Genomic DNA, 19,790 nt, shown 5'->3' on the forward strand with positions numbered 1-19,790 from the left:
AAGGAGACACAATGAAGCTGTATTCGTGGCTTAGGGCATTGCTCATATTTATGGTTATGTCGGCTGTATTAATGAATATTATTCCACCCAGGTATGAGGGCAGCTATAAGGTGGTAATGAGGCTTATATTCCTTATGATTTTATTAAAGCCTGTACTTCTGCTTTTATTTAATGAGGAATATATAACTGACAGGGTAAATACATTGTATAATGATTATAGTAAAAACATTGCAGGCTATTCAAGTTCGTATACTGGTGATAGCAGCCTTCAATCAGACTATGACAGCTATGTGAGCAATGTAGTAAAACAGACAGTTATAAGCAGGGTGTTAAATATAGCAGAGGAGTGTGGAGTTGAAGTTAATAATGTAAAGGTTGAATTAAACGATAAGAGCATATTGAATAAATCAGACACCGATTATTCATCTGTAATTACAGGAATTGATATATCAGTAAAAAACAAAAAAAGTGTTTCAAGTTTGGAAAGCACACAGAATGTTAAAGCGACTTTGAATAAATCGGACATAGAGCAATTCGCTAAAATGGTAGCGGATAATTTTAGTATAGATGAAATACTTATCAATATACATTAAGCCAGGTACAGAGAATATTTTGTATTCCGATGTTCAGGACGGAAAGGAGAATTATTATATTTAATTATGAAAATATATTGAATAAATTAGGCAAAGATAAAATATTAATAGTAATACTAGCAGGCATACTGCTTATGGTTATATCAATTCCTGTAAAAGACAGACAGACTGTATCAGAAAACACAACATCTAATCAGGAAAGCGGTGAGGCCACACAGAAAATGTATGAGGAATATGTAGAGAAAAGATTAGAAGATACCTTATCTGATGTTGAGGGGGCAGGAAAGGTTAAAGTTATGGTCAGTCTTAAGAATTCGTCTGAAAAGATACTTGCCAAGGATACAGATTATTCTGATGAAGAAGTTAATGGGAATAATGATGAGAATTCCAATAGTACGCAAAAAACAGAGACACACATTTTTTATGATACAGCTAATGGTAATACGCCATATGTAGTAATGGAGAATATGCCTGTTATTGAAGGTGTGATAATAGTATGTGAGGGTGGTGATAATAAAGAGCTTGTAAGTGAGATTACGAATGCTGTATATGGGCTTTTAAATGTTCCTGTACATAAAATCAAAGTAATGAAAATGTCTTAAATATGGAGGTTTTTTGTGAAAAGAGTTAAGAAAAATCAGGTTATTATTACAGCACTTGCTATTATGATAGCTGTTGCGGGATATATTAATTATGCAGGAAACATTTCAGATATAATATCTGTCAGCAGTAAGAGCGGCAGTAAAGTTGTCAATACATCAACAGATGATACAATATTTACTGAGGAAGAACCAGATGATGAGAGTCTTGAAGAACCAGGAAACGTTATACTTACATCAGGACAGGGCGTGTCTTCAAGTGTAATCTCTGAAGCTAAGCTTAACAGAGAACAGATACGTGCCAAGAATACAGAAAATCTTACTAATATAGTCAATGATACAACAATCGATAAGGCTTCAAAGACAGAGGCGATAAATGAACTTGCCAAAATTGCAGAATATTCAGAAAAAGAGGCAGCTATTGAGTTGTTATTAGAGGCAAAGGGATTTAATGATGTGGTGGCTTCAGTGGCAGAAGACAGCGTTGATATTGTAATTAACCAGCAGACATTAGAAAACAGCCAGAAAGCTCAGATTGAAGATATAGCAAAGAGAAAGACAGGGGTTACATCGGATAAAATTACCATTAATGTTATTAAGTAACTTATCATTGCATTTATTTATATTTTTTATTATAATAGATTAAAGATTACGTTAATAACAGTCAGGAGGGCATTATGACAAAAGAGTTTGAAGATAGAGGTAATACTTATACAATTCACGAAAGCAAGGATATTGGCGAAGTAAGAGTTGCAGATGAGGTTGTTGCTATTATTGCAGGTCTTGCTGCTACAGAGGTGGAAGGCGTTGAGAGTATGGCTGGCAACATCACTAATGAACTTGTAAGCAAGCTTGGAATGAAGAATTTATCTAAGGGTGTTAAGGTTCACGTTGGTGAGAATGATGTGACAGTTAATCTTGCACTTAATATTAAATATGGCTGTGAGATACCTAAGGTATCAGCCACAGTACAGGACAGAGTTAAGACAGCAATCGAGACAATGACAGGTCTTGAAGTATCAGAAGTTAATATTAAGATTGCTGGCGTTAATATTGACAACTAAGTACAGTAAGCATTGGGGCTGTCCTTAATGGGCAGTCCTGTTTGAGTAATTAATTGATGAGAGGATTCCTATGACAAGATCAGAAATGAGAGAACACGTTTTTAAGCTTATATTCCGTGTTCCTTTCCACGATAAGAATGAATTAAGAGAACAGATTGACTACTATTTTGATGATTTGACAGATGTCAATGAGAAAGATTACGAATATATTAAGAATAAGGCACTTCTTGTATGTGAATTAAGCGATGAGCTTGACGAGAAGATTAATTCGGTATCAGAAGGCTGGCCGGTTGACCGTATTGGTAAGGCAGAGCTTGCTATTATGCGGCTTGCAGTCTATGAGATGCTTTATGATGATGATATTCCTGTTAATGTAGCTATTAATGAGGCTGTAGAGTTAGCTAAAAGTTATGGCTCTGATGATAATGCAGCATCATTTGTCAATGGTGTTCTTGCAAAGCTTGTATAATAACCTTTTGCTGAATTAAAGAGCATAATAAAGAGATTAAGAAAGAGGAACGATGGCTGGAGTATATACTGTAACACAGATTAATTCCTATATTAAGAATATGTTTAGACAGGATTTTGTACTTAATCGTATTCAGATAAAAGGGGAAATATCTAATTGCAAGTATCATACATCCGGTCATATTTATTTTACTTTAAAAGATTCGGGTGGAACGATTGCAGTTGTTATGTTTGCCTCTTATGCATCAAAGCTTGATATAAAGCTTGAAAATGGAATGTCTGTTGTAGTAGATGGCAGAATTGATATATATGAACGTGATGGCAGGTATCAGTTGTATGCCGTTAATATTACCGAAAGTGGTATGGGGGATTTATATAAGAAGTTTGAACAATTAAAACAGCAGTATGATGATATGGGATATTTTGATTCATCATATAAGCGCCCGATACCACGTTTTGCAAGAAAGATAGGAATTGTAACAGCTTCAACAGGAGCTGCTATACACGATATAATGAATATATCACACAGGCGCAATCCGTATGTAAGTCTGTATCTGTATCCTGCATTAGTTCAGGGCGAATATGCCAAGTACAGTATTGCCAAGGGAATAGCTGTGCTTGATAAGTTCGGGGTGGATTGCATTATTGTTGGACGTGGAGGAGGTTCACTTGAAGACTTGTGGGCATTTAATGAACCAGAGGTTATAGAGGCAGTATTTAGCTGTAATACACCGGTTATATCAGCGGTTGGGCACGAAACAGATTTTACAATCACAGACTTTGTGGCAGATTTAAGAGTTCCAACACCATCTGCCGCTGCAGAGTGTGCAGTATTTGATACGGTACAGGTTGATGATTATATGCAGGCATACAAGAGACGTTTAAGAAATGCTCTGGATAATGTATTTGCCAGGTATAAGAACAGGGCAGAGAAGGACAAGCTTTCTTTGCAGATATACAATCCTATTAACCAGATATATGAAAGAAGACAACGTCTTATTCATATAGAGGATATATTAAATAACCAGATGACACAAGCAGTGGAACGCTACAGGCAGAAGCTGTCATTAGCTGCGTACAGACTTGATAATGTAAGTCCTTTAAAGAAGTTTGACAAGGGCTACAGCTATGTAGAGAATAATAAACAGAGAGTACAGTCGGTTAACGATGTATCAGTAGATGATTTGTTAACGCTTTATTTAAAAGATGGTACTGTGACAGCTAAGGTCATAAATATTGATAATGTTTAATGAGGTATAATTAATGGCAAAGGCTTCTAATCTTGAAGATACATTTAATAAGCTTGAGGCAGTTCTTAATGAAATGGAACAGGGCGAGCTTACATTAGATGAGTCTTTTAAAAAATATAAAGAAGGTATGGAATTACTCAATAAATGTAATACTATGCTTGATAAGGTTGAAAAACAGATTGTTATAATTGATGATAATGGGGTGGTGGATAATAATGAATAATTTCAAAGAACAGTTAAGCAAAGAGACCTCCTGTATAGATAATATAATAGAAAAGTACCTGCCAGAAGCTAAGGGACACGCAGAATATATTAAATCTGCGATGGATTACAGCGTGGAAGCTGGCGGCAAGAGAATAAGACCAATGATTATGCTTGAAACTTACAAGTTGTGTAATGGTACTAACGAGGAAGAATTGTATCCATTTATGGCGGCTCTTGAGATGATACACACTTATTCTTTGGTGCATGATGATCTTCCTGCTATGGATAATGATGACTATAGAAGAGGAAAGCTTACAACACATAAGAAATTTGGTGAAGATTTTGGAATATTAGCGGGTGACGGACTTTTGAATCTTGCGTATGAAACAATGCTTTCAGCTATACATAAAGCAGCAAAGACAGGTGATGCACAGGCTGTATTAAGATATTCTGCTGCCGCAGATGTGATAGCTAATAAGGCTGGTGTTGATGGTATGGTCGGAGGACAATCGCTTGATGTAATGCTTACAGATAAGCCGATGAATGAAGAACAGCTTGATTACATTTTCAGATTAAAGACGGGTGCTCTTATAGAAGCAGCATTTATGGCTGGTGGAATTATTGCAGGTTGTGATGAAAATGTCACTAAGCTTCTTGAGGAAACAGGTTATAATATAGGCTTCGCATTTCAGATTAAGGACGATATTCTTGATGTTACAAGCACACAGGAAGTACTTGGAAAGCCTGTGTTAAGTGATGAGAGAAATAATAAAACAACATATGTTACACTTTATGGAATGGAAAAAGCAGAAAAAGATACTGCTGATATGTCCGTAAAAGCATTGGAAACACTCAAAACTATTGGACATAACGAGTATCTGGAGGATTTAATCACAATGCTTATACATAGGGATAGGTAATCGTGTGAAAGAGGTTAATTATGATACTTGAGAAAATCAATAAACCTAACGATATTAAGAAATTATCGCCAATAGAATACAACCAGCTTGCTGATGAGATACGCCAGTTTCTTATTGATAAGATAAGTGTCACAGGCGGACATCTGGCTTCTAATCTTGGCGTTGTGGAGCTTACTATGGCACTTCATATTGTATTTAATCTTCCAAAGGACAAGCTTATATGGGACGTAGGACATCAGTCATATACGCATAAGATACTTACAGGAAGGAAAAATCAATTTGATGAATTAAGAAAATTCGGCGGTATGAGCGGCTTTCCTAAGAGAAATGAAAGTGATTACGATGCTTTTGATACAGGTCACAGCTCGACATCAATATCAGCAGGACTTGGAATTGCTATGGCAAGAGATGTACAGCACGAAGATTACAGTGTAGTTTCTGTTATAGGTGATGGTGCACTTACAGGTGGTATGGCATATGAAGCTTTAAATAATGCTTCAGGTATTAAGGGTAATTTTGTGATTATACTTAATGATAATACAATGTCAATTTCTAAAAATGTCGGCGGCGTATCCAATATGCTTAGTGAAATACGTTCGTCAGACTCTTACTATGATTTAAAAGAGAATATAGGCAATGTATTATATAAGCTTCCTAAAGGGGACAAGGTTGTAAAGCTTATCCAGAAGACAAAGTCGAATCTAAAGCAGGTGATTCTTCACGATTCGATGTTTGAAAGTATGGGTATATATTACCTTGGACCAGTTGACGGACACGATATGGATAAGCTTATCAAGATACTTACAGTTGCAAAAAGAATAAATGGACCTGTGCTTGTCCACGTTGTTACGCAGAAAGGACGTGGTTACAAGCCGGCAGAGCGCAATCCAAGCAAGTTTCATGGTATTGGACCATTTGATGTGGCGACAGGTATGGAGATTAATAAATCTGACCGGCCAACATATTCGCAGGTGTTCTCTAATTCTATATGTGAAATAGCCAAGAAAGACAGGTCTGTATGTGCTATTACAGCGGCTATGCCAGACGGAGTTGGGCTTGCTAAGTTCTCAAAGTGGTTTCCGGATAGATTTTTTGATGTCGGAATTGCTGAGGCTCACGCTGTAACATTTGCGGCAGGATTGTCAGCAGGCGGATTAAAACCAGTGTTTGCGGTATATTCTTCATTTTTACAGAGAGCTTATGACCAGATATTACATGATGTGTGTATACAACAGCTTCACGTTGTGTTTGCAATAGACAGGGCAGGACTTGTTGGAAGTGATGGAGAGACACATCAGGGGATATTTGATATATCATTCCTGTCATCAATACCTAATATGACTATTATGGCACCAAAGAATGATTATGAATTAAAGTCATCACTTGAGTTCGCTCTGGAAGAATTTAATGGGCCGATAGCTATAAGATATCCAAGAGGCGAGGCAGTTGTCAGATTTCGCGAATTTAATGCACCGGTTGAATACGGCAAGGCTGAGCTTATGTATGAAGAAAGTGATATAGCAATTCTTGCACTTGGAAGTATGGTTGATACAGCATTTAATGTAAGGGAAAGACTTAAAGAGCAGGGCTATAACGTGACACTTGTAAATGCACGTTTTGTAAAGCCTATAGACAGTGCAATGATTGATAAAATAAGCACAACACATAAGCTTATAGTAACACTTGAAGAGAATGTATCATCGGGCGGATTTGGGCGTGCAGTCTGTCAATATATCAATGATAAAGAACTTCATAACTATGTGCTTGACATATCACTTCCTGATGATTATATAGAACACGGAAGTGTTGATATATTACGGCGTGAGACAGGAATAGATGAAGATACAATTGTTAAACGTATAACAGCAGTTTATAATAATATTGGAGATAATAATAATGAGCAGTAAAGAAAGATTAGATGTTCTGTTAGTGAACAGGGGGCTTGCTGATTCCAGGGAAAAGGCAAAGGCTATAATTATGTCTGGAAATGTATATGTTGACGGACAGAAGGAAGATAAAGCTGGGTCATCATTTAATGAGACTGTTAATATTGAGGTAAGAGGCAATACACTTAAGTATGTAAGCCGTGGCGGGTTAAAGCTTGAAAAAGCTATGGAGAATTTTGATGTAACGATTGAAGGGAAAATATGTATGGATGTTGGTTCATCAACAGGTGGTTTTACAGATTGTATGCTTCAGAATGGTGCTGTTAAAGTATATTCTGTTGATGTAGGGCACGGACAGCTTGCTTGGAAGCTTCGTAATGATGAGCGTGTTGTATGTATGGAAAAGACTAATATACGATATGTAACACCGGAAGATATTGCGGATAAGATAGATTTTTCAAGCATTGACGTATCATTTATATCGCTTACAAAGGTGCTGCTTCCAGTGAAAAATCTTCTTACAGATGACGGGCAGATAGTATGTCTTATAAAGCCACAGTTTGAAGCTGGAAGAGAAAAGGTTGGTAAACACGGTGTTGTAAGGGATAAGGCGGTACACATCGAAGTTATAGAAATGGTTATTAATTATGCAATTTCAATTGGATTTGAGATACTTAACCTTGAATTCTCGCCAGTTAAGGGTCCGGAAGGAAATATCGAATATCTTCTTCATTTACAGAAACATATAGAAGGAACCTATGATAATATTCCTTTCACAATACAAAATATAGTAGACAAAGCCCACGAAACATTGTAATATATTCATATAGATATTAATATTAATTTAAAGTATAGAGGCGTTAATGAAATCTTTTTACATAGTCACGAATACAACTAAAGATCCAGACCTTGTATATACAAACAGTATTCTGGATTATCTTAACAAGCACAATGTAAGCTGTATATATAATCCTGACTCGGCAGATGTAGAACATACTGATTATTGTTATACGAATGCTGATATTGTGCCAGATGATACAGAATGCATAATTGTTCTTGGTGGGGATGGTACGCTTATACAGGCGGCAAGAGACCTTAATTCTAAGAATATACCTCTTCTTGGTGTTAACATAGGAACGCTGGGGTATCTTACTGATACAGATATGAACACAGTGTATGATACCCTTGAAAGCCTTATTAATGACTGTTATGAGATAGATACAAGGATGATGCTTGATGGAAAGATATACCGTGATGACGAGCTTATATATGAAGATGTAGCACTTAATGATGTAGTTCTTAGCAGAAGGGGAATATTAAGGGTTATAGATTTTGATATATATGTCAATGGAGAATATCTTAATTCGTTCGCGGCAGACGGAGTTATAGTATCTACGCCGACAGGTTCTACAGCTTATTCTTTATCGGCAGGCGGACCAATTGTCCAGCCGAATGCACATCTTATAATGATTACACCAATATGTGCACATACACTTACTCAGAGAAGCATAATATTTGAACAGAATGATGAGATTGTAATACAGATGAATGATAATAAGAAATTATCAGAAGAAAGAGTAGCTACATATGATGGAGAAAGCTATTGTAATGTCATAACAGGGGACAGAGTTGTTATTACCCGTTCTGATAAGACAGCACGGCTTATAAAGACAAGCAGAATTTCTTTCCTTGAAAGGATAAGGAATAAAATGTAGCCGGAATAGGAGAAGAAAAGTGAAATCAGACAGACATAAAAAAATATTAGAACTTATAGCTGATAATAATATAGGAACTCAGGAAGAGCTTGCTGATGCACTTAATAAAGCAGGATATAATGTAACTCAGGCGACTGTTTCAAGGGATATAAGAGCACTTAATCTTACCAAGGTCACAATTGACGGGGTTAATCAGAAGTATACAACTCTTTCACATAGCAGTCCTGTACCTAATGACAAATATATAAGAGTGCTAAAGGAAGGCTATCTTTCTATGGATATGGCACAGAATATTCTTGTTATAAGGACTGTTCCGGGTATGGCAATGGCGGTGTGTGCGGCACTGGATGCACTTAAGCTTGATGAGATAGTTGGTTCTATTGCAGGTGATGACACTATTATGTGTGCTGTAAGGACTGTTAAGGATACTGTAAATGTTTCTAATAAACTTAAGAAACTTATAAAGGCATAGTATTATAAAGATATAGTATCAGAGGAGGAATATGTTATCTAATTTACATGTTAAGAATCTTGCACTTATAGAAGAAGAAAATATTGATTTTGAAGAGGGGCTTAATATTCTGTCAGGAGAGACAGGTGCAGGTAAGTCTATTATATTGGGTTCTATTAATGCGGCACTAGGTGCCAAGACATCGCCTGATTTTATAAGAACAGGTGCAGAATATGGACTTTCAGAACTGCTTTTTAATATTGAAGATGATAATGTAATTGAACGCATAAAAGAGCTTGGAGTTATAGATATTGAGAATGGTGAACTGCTTATTTCAAGAAAGATAACACCAACACGTTCGCAGATAAAGGTTAATGGACAGAATTTTACGGCGGCACAGACACAGAAGCTTGCACGCTATCTTATAGATGTTCATGGACAGCACGATAACCAGATACTTATGGATGATGCTAATCATCTGACGGTTGTAGATACATTCTGTGCTGATGAAATAGCTGAATTAAGAGAGGCTATGGAAGAGGCATATAAAGATATGGTTAAAGCAAAGAAAGCGTTAGAACTTATTGATAAGGATAAAGATGAACTTCAAAAAGAGATAGCATTTCTTGAGTATGAAGCTAATGAGATACAGACTGCCGATATACAGCCAGATGAAGATGAGGAGCTTGAAGCAAGATATCATAAGCTTAATAATTACCAGAAGATTACTAATGAGCTTTCGTATGCAGATATGCTTTTGAATTCAGGTAATGATAATATAAGTGATATGATAGGAACTGCATTAAAGTCACTTATAACAGCAAGTGAATATGATGATGTATTGAAAGAGTGCTGTGATACTTTGTCTGATGCTGAAGGACTTATTCGTGATGCCGGACACAGTATCAGTTCATATATAGAGAACTCTGAATATGATCCAAGAGAGTTTAGCGAACTACAGGAAAGACTTGATCTTATTAATAATCTTAAGAACAAATATGGAAGTTCAATAGAGGCTATTAATGATACCTTAAAGGCTGTTAATGCGAAGCTTGCAGATTATTACAATTTTGATGAGCTTATAAGCAGAAGGAAAAAAGAGTATGAAGAAGCATGCTGTAAGGCGTGGGATATAGCCCAAAAGCTAAGTTCCATAAGACAGCAGGCAGCAGTAAAGCTTGCAGAGCAATTCATAGCTTCTTTAAAGAATCTTAACTTTTTAGATGTAAAGTTCAGAATAGATTTTGCTAAAGAACCATCTTTATCTTCAAAGGGCTGTGATAATGTAAGATTTATGATATCAACGAACCCTGGTGAGAATTTAAAGCCATTATCAAAGATTGCTTCGGGTGGTGAACTTTCAAGAATTATGCTTGCCATAAAGACAGTTATGTCAGAAGATGCAGATAAGACACTTATATTTGATGAGATTGATGCAGGTATAAGTGGTAAGACGGCTTCAAAGGTATCTAATCAGCTTGCAAGGCTTTCGTTATCGCATCAGATAATATGTATAACACATCTGCCACAGATTGCGGCTATGGCAGATGCCCATTACATAATAGAAAAGAGTGTACACGATAATAAGACCTACAGTAATATCCAGAGGGTCGCAGGAGATGATAGTCTTAATGAAATTGCCAGAATGTTATCCGGTGAGACACTTACAGACTCTGTGCTTGAGAATGCCAAAGAATTAAAGATTATGGCTGATAAAGTGAAATCAGAGTTGTGATTTTTAGATATAGTTATTATAATAATTATATCTGGAACAGTAAAAGCACTCTGAAAAATTAACGGCTGGTATGTATATACCAGCTGTTAATTTTATGAAGCATTAAGCATATTTTCTATATATATGCCATATCCGCTTCTTGAGTCATCAATAAGAACGTGTGTTACAGCACCTATTATCTTTCCGTCCTGAATAATAGGACAGCCAGACATACCTTGTACAATTCCATTAGTCATATCAAGAAGTTCTTCAGAGGTAACAACAAAACTGATATTTTTGGAATCGTTATTGTTAAGCTGTGTAATTTTAATTTCGTAGTCATCATATTTATTATTCCTGTAAAATCTTACATATGCTTTACCCTTGTGGACACTGTATCTGTAACCGACACTCATAAGTGAAAGAGAATGCTTCTTTACAATAGAGTTGTCGATTGTTCCATATATTCCGTAAGAGCTGTTCTTGTCAATTGTTCCTATCGGGGTACTGTTCTTGTAGTCTATAATTCCCTGCAATTCTCCAGGAGTGCCATTCTGTCCTTTTATTATTGATAGAATTCTTGTGTTATATAATCTGCCATATTTAATATTAAGGGCTTTGCCGGTGGTATTATCAGTTATCGGGTGACCAAGTGCAGCGTAGTTATAATCTGTATCAATATAAGTTATTGTTCCTATACCCTGTGCATCATCTTTTACCCACAGACCTAGCTTATATTCACTGTTTTTATCCTCAACAGGGGTTACAGTTACATTTATTATTTCATCATTACGCAGTAATTCTATATTAAGCTTCTCGCCAGCACATTCATTTACCTTGCAAGATAACTGCTTCTTGGAATTGATTTCTTCATCATTGATTCTTAAAATGTAATCGCCTTTGGTAATAATATTTTCGCAGGGGGTTATTGTACCACTTGATTTGCTCTCGATGGAATCGGTCTTTACTACAAGTATTCCGCTGCTTTTCAGATATAAGCCAGCCTGAAAGCCACAGGGATAGACGTATTTTTCATCAACTACATTGACATTTACTGTCTTTAAAAATAAGAAGCCGAACAGATGAAGGTCGATGTGGTAACTTCCAGGACTGCCGGTTATAAAAGTAACCTCTCGGCTGAAATCAGCATTTGCAAGACTGTTATTAGTACCATTCTGCGTGTTGTGAACGCTTCCGGTAACGGGGAGTGACAGGTTGATACTTGTATCGCTTTGCTCAGTTATATATATCTGTTCAGGAAAATGCTTATTAACATAGTTTACATAAGATGTAATAAGAATAAATAAAAGTGTTATTATTCCTGACCAGTAAATATACTTATTTAATAATTTATTAGAAAATGTATTTTTATTAATAAGCATAGTTTTCCTCCTTTAAAATTTATTTGAAATTTATCTGATGATATTATTATCTGCAATAATGAAGCTAAATAAAAAGGTTTATAATGCCAATATATTTATATGATTTAATTTTATTTGTCGAATTATGTCGATAGTTGCGATGTGTTTTCGTTGTAAAATTACATTTTTAAATATATAATAATAAATATATTCATTATGCGGTGCTGAAAGATAGGTTCTTTTGGCGGATAGCATATTTATATATTATTATATGACGAGGGGAAGAATTGCTTATGAATCCATTGAAAATTGTAATTGCGGATGATAACAAGAGAATGGTAGAAGTAATCAAAGAGGTTATTAATGGAGAGCCGCAGTTAGATGTTGTAGGTACAGCAACGAATGGCGAGGATACAGTTGATGTCATTAAAAAGACACAGCCTGATATTGTACTTCTTGATATTATTATGCCGCAGATTGACGGACTAACTGTTATGCAGAGGATAAGGGAGGATAATGATTGTGTTAATCCTGCATTTATTGTTATTAGTGCAGTTGGAAGGGAAGCAGTGACAGAGGATGCTTTCAATATGGGAGCTACATATTATGTTATGAAACCATTTGATAATAATATGCTGATTGACCGCATTAAATATATTGGAGGAATTATTAATATAAAGCCTGTCAATATAAAAAAATCGGTTAACGACAGTATTCCTCATAACAAACATATCCTTGAGAATGAGATTACAGGAATGATACACGAGATTGGTGTTCCAGCACATATAAAGGGTTATCAGTATCTGAGAGAGTCTATAACACTTGCGGTTAATGATCCGGATATAATAAATAGTATTACCAAAGTCCTTTATCCAACTATAGCCAAAAGTTTGACACAACACCAAGCCGTGTTGAAAGAGCTATAAGACACGCTATTGAAGTTGCATGGAACAGAGGTAATCCGGATATTCTTAACGATTTGTTCGGATATACAATCAGTAATGGCAAAGGCAAGCCGACTAATTCAGAATTCATAGCACTTATATCAGATAATATAAGGCTTCATCAGACAGCAGTTTGATGGTTTTTTAGGAATTATACTGACAGTTTATCAGCTTTTTTGCGGTTTTTTCTTGCTATATTGAACTTTGTATATTATAATATTAACGTATTTGTAAAAATGTTTTAACAAAATTGTAATATTTAGGAGTTTTATATATGCGTAAAAGAGTATTCAAAACGTTTGCTGCAGCAGCATTGGCAACAACTATTGCGGGAACAACAATTATAGGTTCAACAGCATTTGCTGACGAAATCAGTACACTTACACAGCAGAAGCAGGATAAACAGAATGAACTTGATCAGCTGCAGCAGCAGGCTGCCTATCTTCTTACAGAGATGAGTTCTTTAGAACAGGATATGGCAGATCTCTCAGATGAGATTGACCAGACTAACGCTGATCTTGAAGCTGCACAACAGTTACAGCAGAAACAGTTTGATGATACTAAATTAAGAATTAAATATATGTATGAAGACCAGTCAACATCAATTTCAGATGTATTCCTTACAGCATCTGATATGAGTGATGTTATTAATAAGGCAAGTTATATGCAGCAGGTATATGACTATGATCGTAACAAGCTTGAAGAGATGGCTGCAACAGCAGCATCTATCGCTGAATATAAAAGTGATTTAGAGACTAAGCAGGCAGCTCTTAATGACAAGCAGAAGGAGCTTACTAACAAGCAGGCTACACTTTATACAGCAATTGATGCTGCACAGAGTGATATCAGCAACTTTGACGAATTATTAGCAGAAGCTAATGAAAAAGCTGCTAAGGCATTAGAACAGAAAAGACAGGCAGAAGCAGCAAGAGCAGCTGCAACAAGCGGTCAGACAACAACTAAGACAAAAGTTACATCAATACCTACATCAGCTAATAATGATTCATCAGTTGCATCTAACATTGTTTCAATAGCTTACAGATATGTTGGTGTTCCTTATAGAAGTGGTGGAGCTTCACCAAGTGGATTTGACTGTTCAGGTCTTGTATCATATGTACTTGCACAGGCAGGTATATCTGGTGTTGCCCGTTCATCAAGTTCACAGGCATATGGAGGCGTTGCTGTATCAGGTGGCATAAGTGCCGCACAGCCAGGTGATGTAATATGTTACCCGGGACACGTTGGTATCTACATCGGCGGAGGACAGATGATACATGCTTCTGTACCTGGTGATTATGTAAAGGTTTCTTCAGTTAATATCGGAATGCAGATAATTGGTGTAAGAAGATACTGGTAATTGATATATTTTGAAAAATATGTTTTAATATAGTTATTACATTGATTATATTTATACATTTAGTTACATAGATGTATAGAAAGGGGATTATATGAAGAATGTTTTATTTATTGCATCAGAAGCAGTACCTTTCATTAAAACAGGAGGTTTAGCTGACGTTGTTGGTTCGCTTCCTAAGTATTTTAATAAGGATGAATTTGATGTTCGTGTTATGATTCCAAAGTATACATGTATTCCTTGGGAGTACAGAGAGAAGATGGTATACAAGACTCATTTCTATATTGATTTAGCTTGGCGTACACAGTACGTTGGCGTATTTGAAATGGAGTATGATGGAGTTACATTCTATTTTATTGATAATGAATTCTATTTTGGAGGACCAAAGCCTTATAGCTGGATACACGAAGATATTGAGAAATTTGCATTCTTTAGCAAAGCTGCTTTGTCAGCAATACCTGTTATTGGTTTTAAGCCAGACATAATACATTGCAATGACTGGCAGACAGGACTTATTCCGGTATATTTACACGAGCGTTTTGCACTTGGGGATTTCTACAATGGTGTAAAGTCAATAATGACTATACATAACCTTAAGTTCCAGGGTATATGGGATCTTAAGAAGGTAAAGGATATTACCGGATTAGATGACAGCTATTTTACATCAGATAAGCTTGAAGCATATAAAGATGCTAATTATCTTAAGGGTGGCATAGTATACGCTGACAGGGTAACTACTGTTAGCGAGACATATGCAGAGGAGATTAAGACACCTTTCTATGGTGAGAATCTTGATGGTCTTATGAATGCAAGAGCTAATGTTCTTAGTGGTATTGTTAATGGCATAGATTACGAAGTATATAATCCTATGACAGATAAATCTCTTGCGGCTAACTATAATCAGATTACTTTCCGTAAAGAAAAGTGGAAGAATAAAGTTGCTCTCCAGAAAGAACTGGGACTTGCACAGGATAAGAGCAAGTTTATGATAGGTATAGTATCAAGACTTACAGACCAGAAGGGTCTCGATTTAATTGCTTATGTTATGGACGAGTTATGTGCAGAAGATGTACAGCTTGTAGTTCTTGGAACTGGTGAAGAGAAATATGAGAATATGTTCAGACATTTTGACTGGAAATATAATGACAGAGTATCTGCTAATATTTACTATTCAGAGGAGATGTCACACAAGATATATGCAGCTTGTGATGCATTCCTTATGCCTTCATTGTTTGAGCCTTGTGGACTCAGCCAGCTTATGTCTTTAAGATATGGTACAGTGCCTATAGTTAGAGAGACAGGTGGTCTTAAGGATACAGTTGAGCCATATAATGAATATGAGAGTACAGGAACAGGCTTCTCATTTGCTAATTACAATGCCCACGAAATGCTTGGGATTATTAATTATGCTAAGAGCGTATACTATAACCACAAGAGAGAGTGGAACAAGATAGTTGACAGAGGAATGAAAGCAGATTTCTCTTGGAAGAGTTCAGCTAAGAAGTATGAGGAATTATATAATTCTTTGTTCTAGGGTATAATGAGCACAAGAGTGCTCATCTTAAAAGTTCCTTACGGAACTTTACATGTGCAGAAAAACTGCACGAGAATTATGATATAATATGACTACTTCGTAATCACTTAGAAGTTTCTTCGAAACTTCATATGCGTTGAAGAACAACGCAGAAAATAGGATATAATATGACTACTTCGTAGTCACTAAGAAGTTTCTTCGAAACTTCGGATGCGTTGAAGAACAACGCAGGGCATATGGTATAATGAGCACAAGAATTATAAAATATAGTGCTGTGTGTTATGTAATTGAATATTGTTATTTACCTGCCAGACTGATGTATGTTGGTCTGGCATTTTTTTAACAGTAAAAGAAACTTTCTACTTGCCTTTTTAATTATGTTATGGTATTATTTTATTGTTATGCGGAAGTGGCGGAATGGCAGACGCAGCAGACTCAAAATCTGCCGGTGGTGACATCGTGTGGGTTCAAGTCCCATCTTCCGCATTAATAGATTAAGGAAGTCTTTGTATAAAGGCTTCCTTTTTGTGATTTTTGGTGTAAGATATGGCTAGAATCGTTCTGTATCAATTTCCAGACAGCGTTTTAGCCTTTTATACATTCCCTGCTTGGTCATTCCAAGCTTGGCGGCTGCCTGCTCTGCACCCAGTGTATTAATCATTTCCCTGACTTCTTTAACGGAAAGATTATAGTAATTGCTTGTGCGGCCTGCATTTCTTGTTTTCCATTTTTTGAGCTTTTCTTCATCGTAGGATAATACAAGCTGGTTTCTATCGAACTTATTTTTTATCTCTGCTTTGCCGCCAAAGAGACTTAACAGGTTGTTTAATGTCTTTACCTGTTCCTCATCTTCGGCAGTTTTATTTATATCAAATATCAATACATTTAAGTCGTACATAATAACCTCCATAAGTAAACTAATTAATTATTTGTCTAAAGTATAACATATAGACTATGTAATAGAAATGGCTTATATACAATTTGGCATTTACTTATAGATTGCTTGTTATGTGTTTATATATAGTTGTCTGTGTATTTATATTATTTGTTATGCTTATATATTGTTTGTTGTATTTTTATATATTAATGCTGTGTGAAAAGCGAAAAGTGGTTTGTTGTTTTTAAATAAAAACTTAATAATGCTTTTATTTTTTTTATAAATGGACTATAATTCTTTAGCAATAAACATTGAGGTTATGTTTATCTAATAAATAATCATTATTATGAACAGGAGGAATTTATTATGTTGCCATTATGGCTTTGTATCCCTTTCGCAGGATTACTTTTATGTATTGCAATTATGCCACTTGTGAAAGCTGAATGGTGGGAAAGTCATCAGATACACGCAGTTATATTCTGGTCACTTTTATTTATCATTCCATATGCGGTAACAAAAGGTGCATCAACAGCAGCGGAAACGGTGCTTGAATGTATAATTAACGATTATCTTAGTTTTATTATTTTATTATTTGGTTTATTCTGTGTTACAGGTAATATATCTGTTGATGGTGATTTGGTTGGTTCACCAAGAGTAAATACAATTACATTATTAATAGGAACATTTCTTTCCAGCCTAATAGGAACAACTGGTGCAAGTATGTTATTGGTTCGTCCGCTTATTAAGATGAACTCCTGGAGACATAGAAGAAGTCATATTATGATATTCTTTATATTCCTTATCTCTAATATGGGTGGCTGTCTTACACCAATTGGTGATCCACCACTTCTTATGGGATTTATGAGAGGGGTTCCGTTTACATGGAGTTTACATCTGCTTCCAGTATTATGCTTTAACCTTGTAATTCTGCTTCCAATATTCTATATGATTGACAGACATAATTACAGACTTGATATTGCTGAGGGTAGTGTGCCTGATATAAGTAAGGAATCAACAGAATTAAAGCTTCAGGGTGCTCACAATATTATATTTATAGTAACAATCGTAATTGCCGTTGTACTCAGTGGTACACTTACTAATGTCCCAGCATTTATCGGAGCTAACGGAGAGCTTAAGGGATTACATATTGGAGAAGTAACATTCTCATTTGTTACAATGATAGAGATTGCAATAATTCTTTTATCAGCGTTATTGTCATTTAAGACAACACCATCTGAGATTAGAACCAAGAACCATTTCAACTGGGGTGCAATTCAGGAAGTAGCTGTACTTTTTATAGGTATATTTATTACAATGCAGCCAGCTTTGATGATTCTTAAGGCTGTTGGTCCAACACTTGGAATTAACAAGGCATGGCAGATGTTCTGGACAACAGGTGCACTTTCAAGTTTCCTTGATAATACACCAACATACCTTGTATTCTTTACCACTGCTGGTACATTAGGATTTACAAATGGTATTACAACAAGTGCAGGTATTATAACTGTGAAGCTTCTTACTGCTATATCTTGTGGTGCGGTATTTATGGGAGCTGGTACATATATCGGTAATGCACCTAATTTTATGGTTAAATCCATTGCAGACGAGAATGGTGTCAGAATGCCTGGTTTCTTCGGATATATGCTTTGGTCTATAGGTATTTTAGTTCCTGTGTTTATACTTGACACATTAATATTCTTTTTATAGGAGGAAGGCAATATGAGCGATAATAATGTTAATAATATTGATAATAGTATCAATAATGAGAATAAGTCATCAAATGATGATGCTAAGACAATTGCCTACAATCTTGCTAAGAAGATATATGAACTTGATAGCAATGTATATGAGAGTGTAGGTTCAGAACTTGGACGAGTATTTATAGGTGATGCGGACAAATGTCTTGATAAGCTTAGTGCACTTATATATACTAACCCACACGGATATCTGTTAAGAAGTGAAGTTGCTCTTGTAGGAAATATGGCAAGAACAATTAAGGATAAGGAAGCTAAGTCTAAGTTTATGCGTCAGTATAATGACATATTAAACGAGATAGCAGAACTTCCTCACGGATTTGGTTCAGTTGATATACTTGATACATCAATCAGTGAGTTAAATGTATCTAACTTCCATAGAAATAACAACGATAATAGAATGATAATATGTATAAGCCGTACAGAGGGAAGTGCTGGTACTGATATCGGATTTGCACTTGCTGATAAATTAAGACTTAACTATTATGATGCTGAGATTTTCAAGGATCTTGTTATCCGTAAAGATGCAGAAAAAGATGCAAGATGGAAGAGCAAGAAGATTGACTTAAGCCACGAAATGATTAATCCAGAAAAGGCAAGACGTTTCAGCCGTAACCACGGACTTCCAGCTAATGATGCGGCATTCTTTAATGAATCAGAAATTCTTAGGGAACTTGCTGAGAAAGAGGATTTTATTGTTATCGGACGTTGTGCTGACGTTATTCTTAAGAATAACAATATACCTCACGTCAGTGTATTTATTACTGCACCTGTACAGCAGAGAGCAAGACGAATTATGGAACTTGAGAAAATTCCATATTCTAAGGCATTAAAGAGGTTGGTTAAATTGGATAAAAAGCGAGAACGTTACTATAAATTCTACACCAATAATATATGGGGGCAGGCATACAACTATGATTTATGTATTAACAGTGCAAGCTATGGTATAGATGAAGCTGTCAACCTCATATTAAGAGTTATTAACAGGGATAAATAAATATCCGTTAAATGTAACAACCTGAAATTAGTAATGTATTTTTTAATAATGCACAGACTTTTAATGGAAAGTCTGTGCATTTTCTGCTATAATGTGCGTAAGCAA

19 protein-coding genes, 1 tRNA gene and 1 pseudogene are annotated in these 19,790 nt (G+C 35.7%); 19 read left to right on the top strand and 2 right to left on the bottom strand.

Translation table 11 applies throughout. The features are described 5' to 3' along the window. Positions 1 to 11: 11 nt before the first annotated feature. The 13 genes from WMO42_RS03005 (at position 12) to recN (ending at position 10,885) form a co-directional block, all read left to right on the top strand. The gene (locus WMO42_RS03005; RefSeq protein WP_055174860.1) at positions 12 to 593 is read left to right on the top strand and encodes a stage III sporulation protein AF; all 582 of its coding nucleotides are present in this window, start codon (positions 12 to 14) and stop codon (positions 591 to 593) included. Between the two features lie 134 nt (positions 594 to 727). Next, positions 728 to 1,195 (top strand): hypothetical protein, encoded by a 468-nt coding sequence (locus WMO42_RS03010; protein ID WP_022503173.1) that lies wholly within the window; start codon positions 728 to 730, stop codon positions 1,193 to 1,195. Positions 1,196 to 1,210: 15 nt separating this feature from the next. Further along, a complete protein-coding gene (locus tag WMO42_RS03015; protein ID WP_349191538.1) occupies positions 1,211 to 1,795 on the top strand; it encodes a SpoIIIAH-like family protein in 585 nt (194 codons plus the stop codon). Between the two features lie 74 nt (positions 1,796 to 1,869). Further along, positions 1,870 to 2,256 carry an Asp23/Gls24 family envelope stress response protein gene (locus tag WMO42_RS03020; RefSeq protein WP_116443389.1) on the top strand — a complete coding sequence of 129 codons (387 nt, stop codon included), beginning with the start codon at positions 1,870 to 1,872 and terminating at the stop codon, positions 2,254 to 2,256. Between the two features lie 70 nt (positions 2,257 to 2,326). Then, entirely contained in the window at positions 2,327 to 2,725 is a 399-nt protein-coding gene (gene nusB, locus WMO42_RS03025) for a transcription antitermination factor NusB (RefSeq protein ID WP_022503176.1), read from the top strand. 52 nt (positions 2,726 to 2,777) lie between these two features. Then, positions 2,778 to 3,974, top strand: coding sequence for an exodeoxyribonuclease VII large subunit (gene xseA / locus WMO42_RS03030; protein ID WP_349191539.1), 1,197 nt, complete (start codon positions 2,778 to 2,780; stop codon positions 3,972 to 3,974). Between the two features lie 13 nt (positions 3,975 to 3,987). After that, positions 3,988 to 4,197, top strand: coding sequence for an exodeoxyribonuclease VII small subunit (gene xseB / locus WMO42_RS03035; RefSeq protein ID WP_022503178.1), 210 nt, complete (start codon positions 3,988 to 3,990; stop codon positions 4,195 to 4,197). Beyond that, positions 4,190 to 5,098, top strand: coding sequence for a polyprenyl synthetase family protein (locus WMO42_RS03040; protein ID WP_022503179.1), 909 nt, complete (start codon positions 4,190 to 4,192; stop codon positions 5,096 to 5,098). Before xseB ends, WMO42_RS03040 begins: the two co-directional genes overlap by 8 nt. A 20-nt stretch (positions 5,099 to 5,118) precedes the next feature. Beyond that, complete coding sequence (gene dxs / locus WMO42_RS03045; RefSeq protein ID WP_022503180.1) at positions 5,119 to 7,005, top strand: 1-deoxy-D-xylulose-5-phosphate synthase; 1,887 nt, start codon at positions 5,119 to 5,121, stop codon at positions 7,003 to 7,005. Beyond that, the gene (locus tag WMO42_RS03050; RefSeq protein WP_022503181.1) at positions 6,995 to 7,801 is read left to right on the top strand and encodes a TlyA family RNA methyltransferase; all 807 of its coding nucleotides are present in this window, start codon (positions 6,995 to 6,997) and stop codon (positions 7,799 to 7,801) included. Before dxs ends, WMO42_RS03050 begins: the two co-directional genes overlap by 11 nt. 46 nt (positions 7,802 to 7,847) lie before the next feature. After that, positions 7,848 to 8,699: an NAD(+)/NADH kinase gene (locus tag WMO42_RS03055; protein WP_022503182.1), complete on the top strand. Its 852-nt coding sequence runs from the start codon at positions 7,848 to 7,850 to the stop codon at positions 8,697 to 8,699. A gap of 19 nt (positions 8,700 to 8,718) precedes the next feature. Then, positions 8,719 to 9,171: an arginine repressor gene (gene argR / locus WMO42_RS03060; RefSeq protein WP_022503183.1), complete on the top strand. Its 453-nt coding sequence runs from the start codon at positions 8,719 to 8,721 to the stop codon at positions 9,169 to 9,171. Positions 9,172 to 9,202: 31 nt separating this feature from the next. Beyond that, positions 9,203 to 10,885 carry a DNA repair protein RecN gene (gene recN / locus WMO42_RS03065; protein ID WP_055306627.1) on the top strand — a complete coding sequence of 561 codons (1,683 nt, stop codon included), beginning with the start codon at positions 9,203 to 9,205 and terminating at the stop codon, positions 10,883 to 10,885. Positions 10,886 to 10,977: 92 nt separating this feature from the next. Here the strand turns inward: recN and spoIVB are convergent, their stop codons facing one another. Next, the gene (spoIVB, locus tag WMO42_RS03070; RefSeq protein WP_055174844.1) at positions 10,978 to 12,246 is read right to left on the bottom strand and encodes a SpoIVB peptidase; all 1,269 of its coding nucleotides are present in this window, start codon (positions 12,244 to 12,246) and stop codon (positions 10,978 to 10,980) included. Positions 12,247 to 12,518: 272 nt separating this feature from the next. On the opposite strand from spoIVB, the pseudogene spo0A reads away from it, so the two are divergent. From spo0A to WMO42_RS03090, 4 genes and pseudogenes are all read left to right on the top strand, one after another. Further along, positions 12,519 to 13,306 (top strand): annotated as a pseudogene (gene spo0A, locus WMO42_RS03075) (sporulation transcription factor Spo0A). 137 nt (positions 13,307 to 13,443) lie between these two features. Then, positions 13,444 to 14,526: a C40 family peptidase gene (locus WMO42_RS03080; protein ID WP_055174840.1), complete on the top strand. Its 1,083-nt coding sequence runs from the start codon at positions 13,444 to 13,446 to the stop codon at positions 14,524 to 14,526. Between the two features lie 91 nt (positions 14,527 to 14,617). Continuing rightward, positions 14,618 to 16,057 (top strand): glycogen synthase GlgA, encoded by a 1,440-nt coding sequence (gene glgA, locus WMO42_RS03085; protein WP_022503188.1) that lies wholly within the window; start codon positions 14,618 to 14,620, stop codon positions 16,055 to 16,057. A 403-nt stretch (positions 16,058 to 16,460) separates the two neighbouring features. Beyond that, positions 16,461 to 16,543, top strand: a tRNA-Leu gene (locus WMO42_RS03090). A gap of 64 nt (positions 16,544 to 16,607) precedes the next feature. Here WMO42_RS03090 and WMO42_RS03095 read toward each other — a convergent pair. Beyond that, positions 16,608 to 16,955: a hypothetical protein gene (locus WMO42_RS03095; protein ID WP_090141423.1), complete on the bottom strand. Its 348-nt coding sequence runs from the start codon at positions 16,953 to 16,955 to the stop codon at positions 16,608 to 16,610. Between the two features lie 345 nt (positions 16,956 to 17,300). On the opposite strand from WMO42_RS03095, the gene WMO42_RS03100 reads away from it, so the two are divergent. Beyond that, entirely contained in the window at positions 17,301 to 18,641 is a 1,341-nt protein-coding gene (locus tag WMO42_RS03100; RefSeq protein WP_082421575.1) for a sodium:proton antiporter, read from the top strand. 12 nt (positions 18,642 to 18,653) lie between these two features. After that, the gene (locus WMO42_RS03105; protein WP_349191542.1) at positions 18,654 to 19,685 is read left to right on the top strand and encodes a cytidylate kinase family protein; all 1,032 of its coding nucleotides are present in this window, start codon (positions 18,654 to 18,656) and stop codon (positions 19,683 to 19,685) included. Positions 19,686 to 19,790 lie beyond the last annotated feature (105 nt).

The sequence above is a fragment of the Lachnospira sp. CLA-JM-H23 genome (assembly GCF_040096425.1).
GTDB classification, from domain to species: Bacteria; Bacillota; Clostridia; order Lachnospirales; family Lachnospiraceae; genus Lachnospira; species Lachnospira rogosae.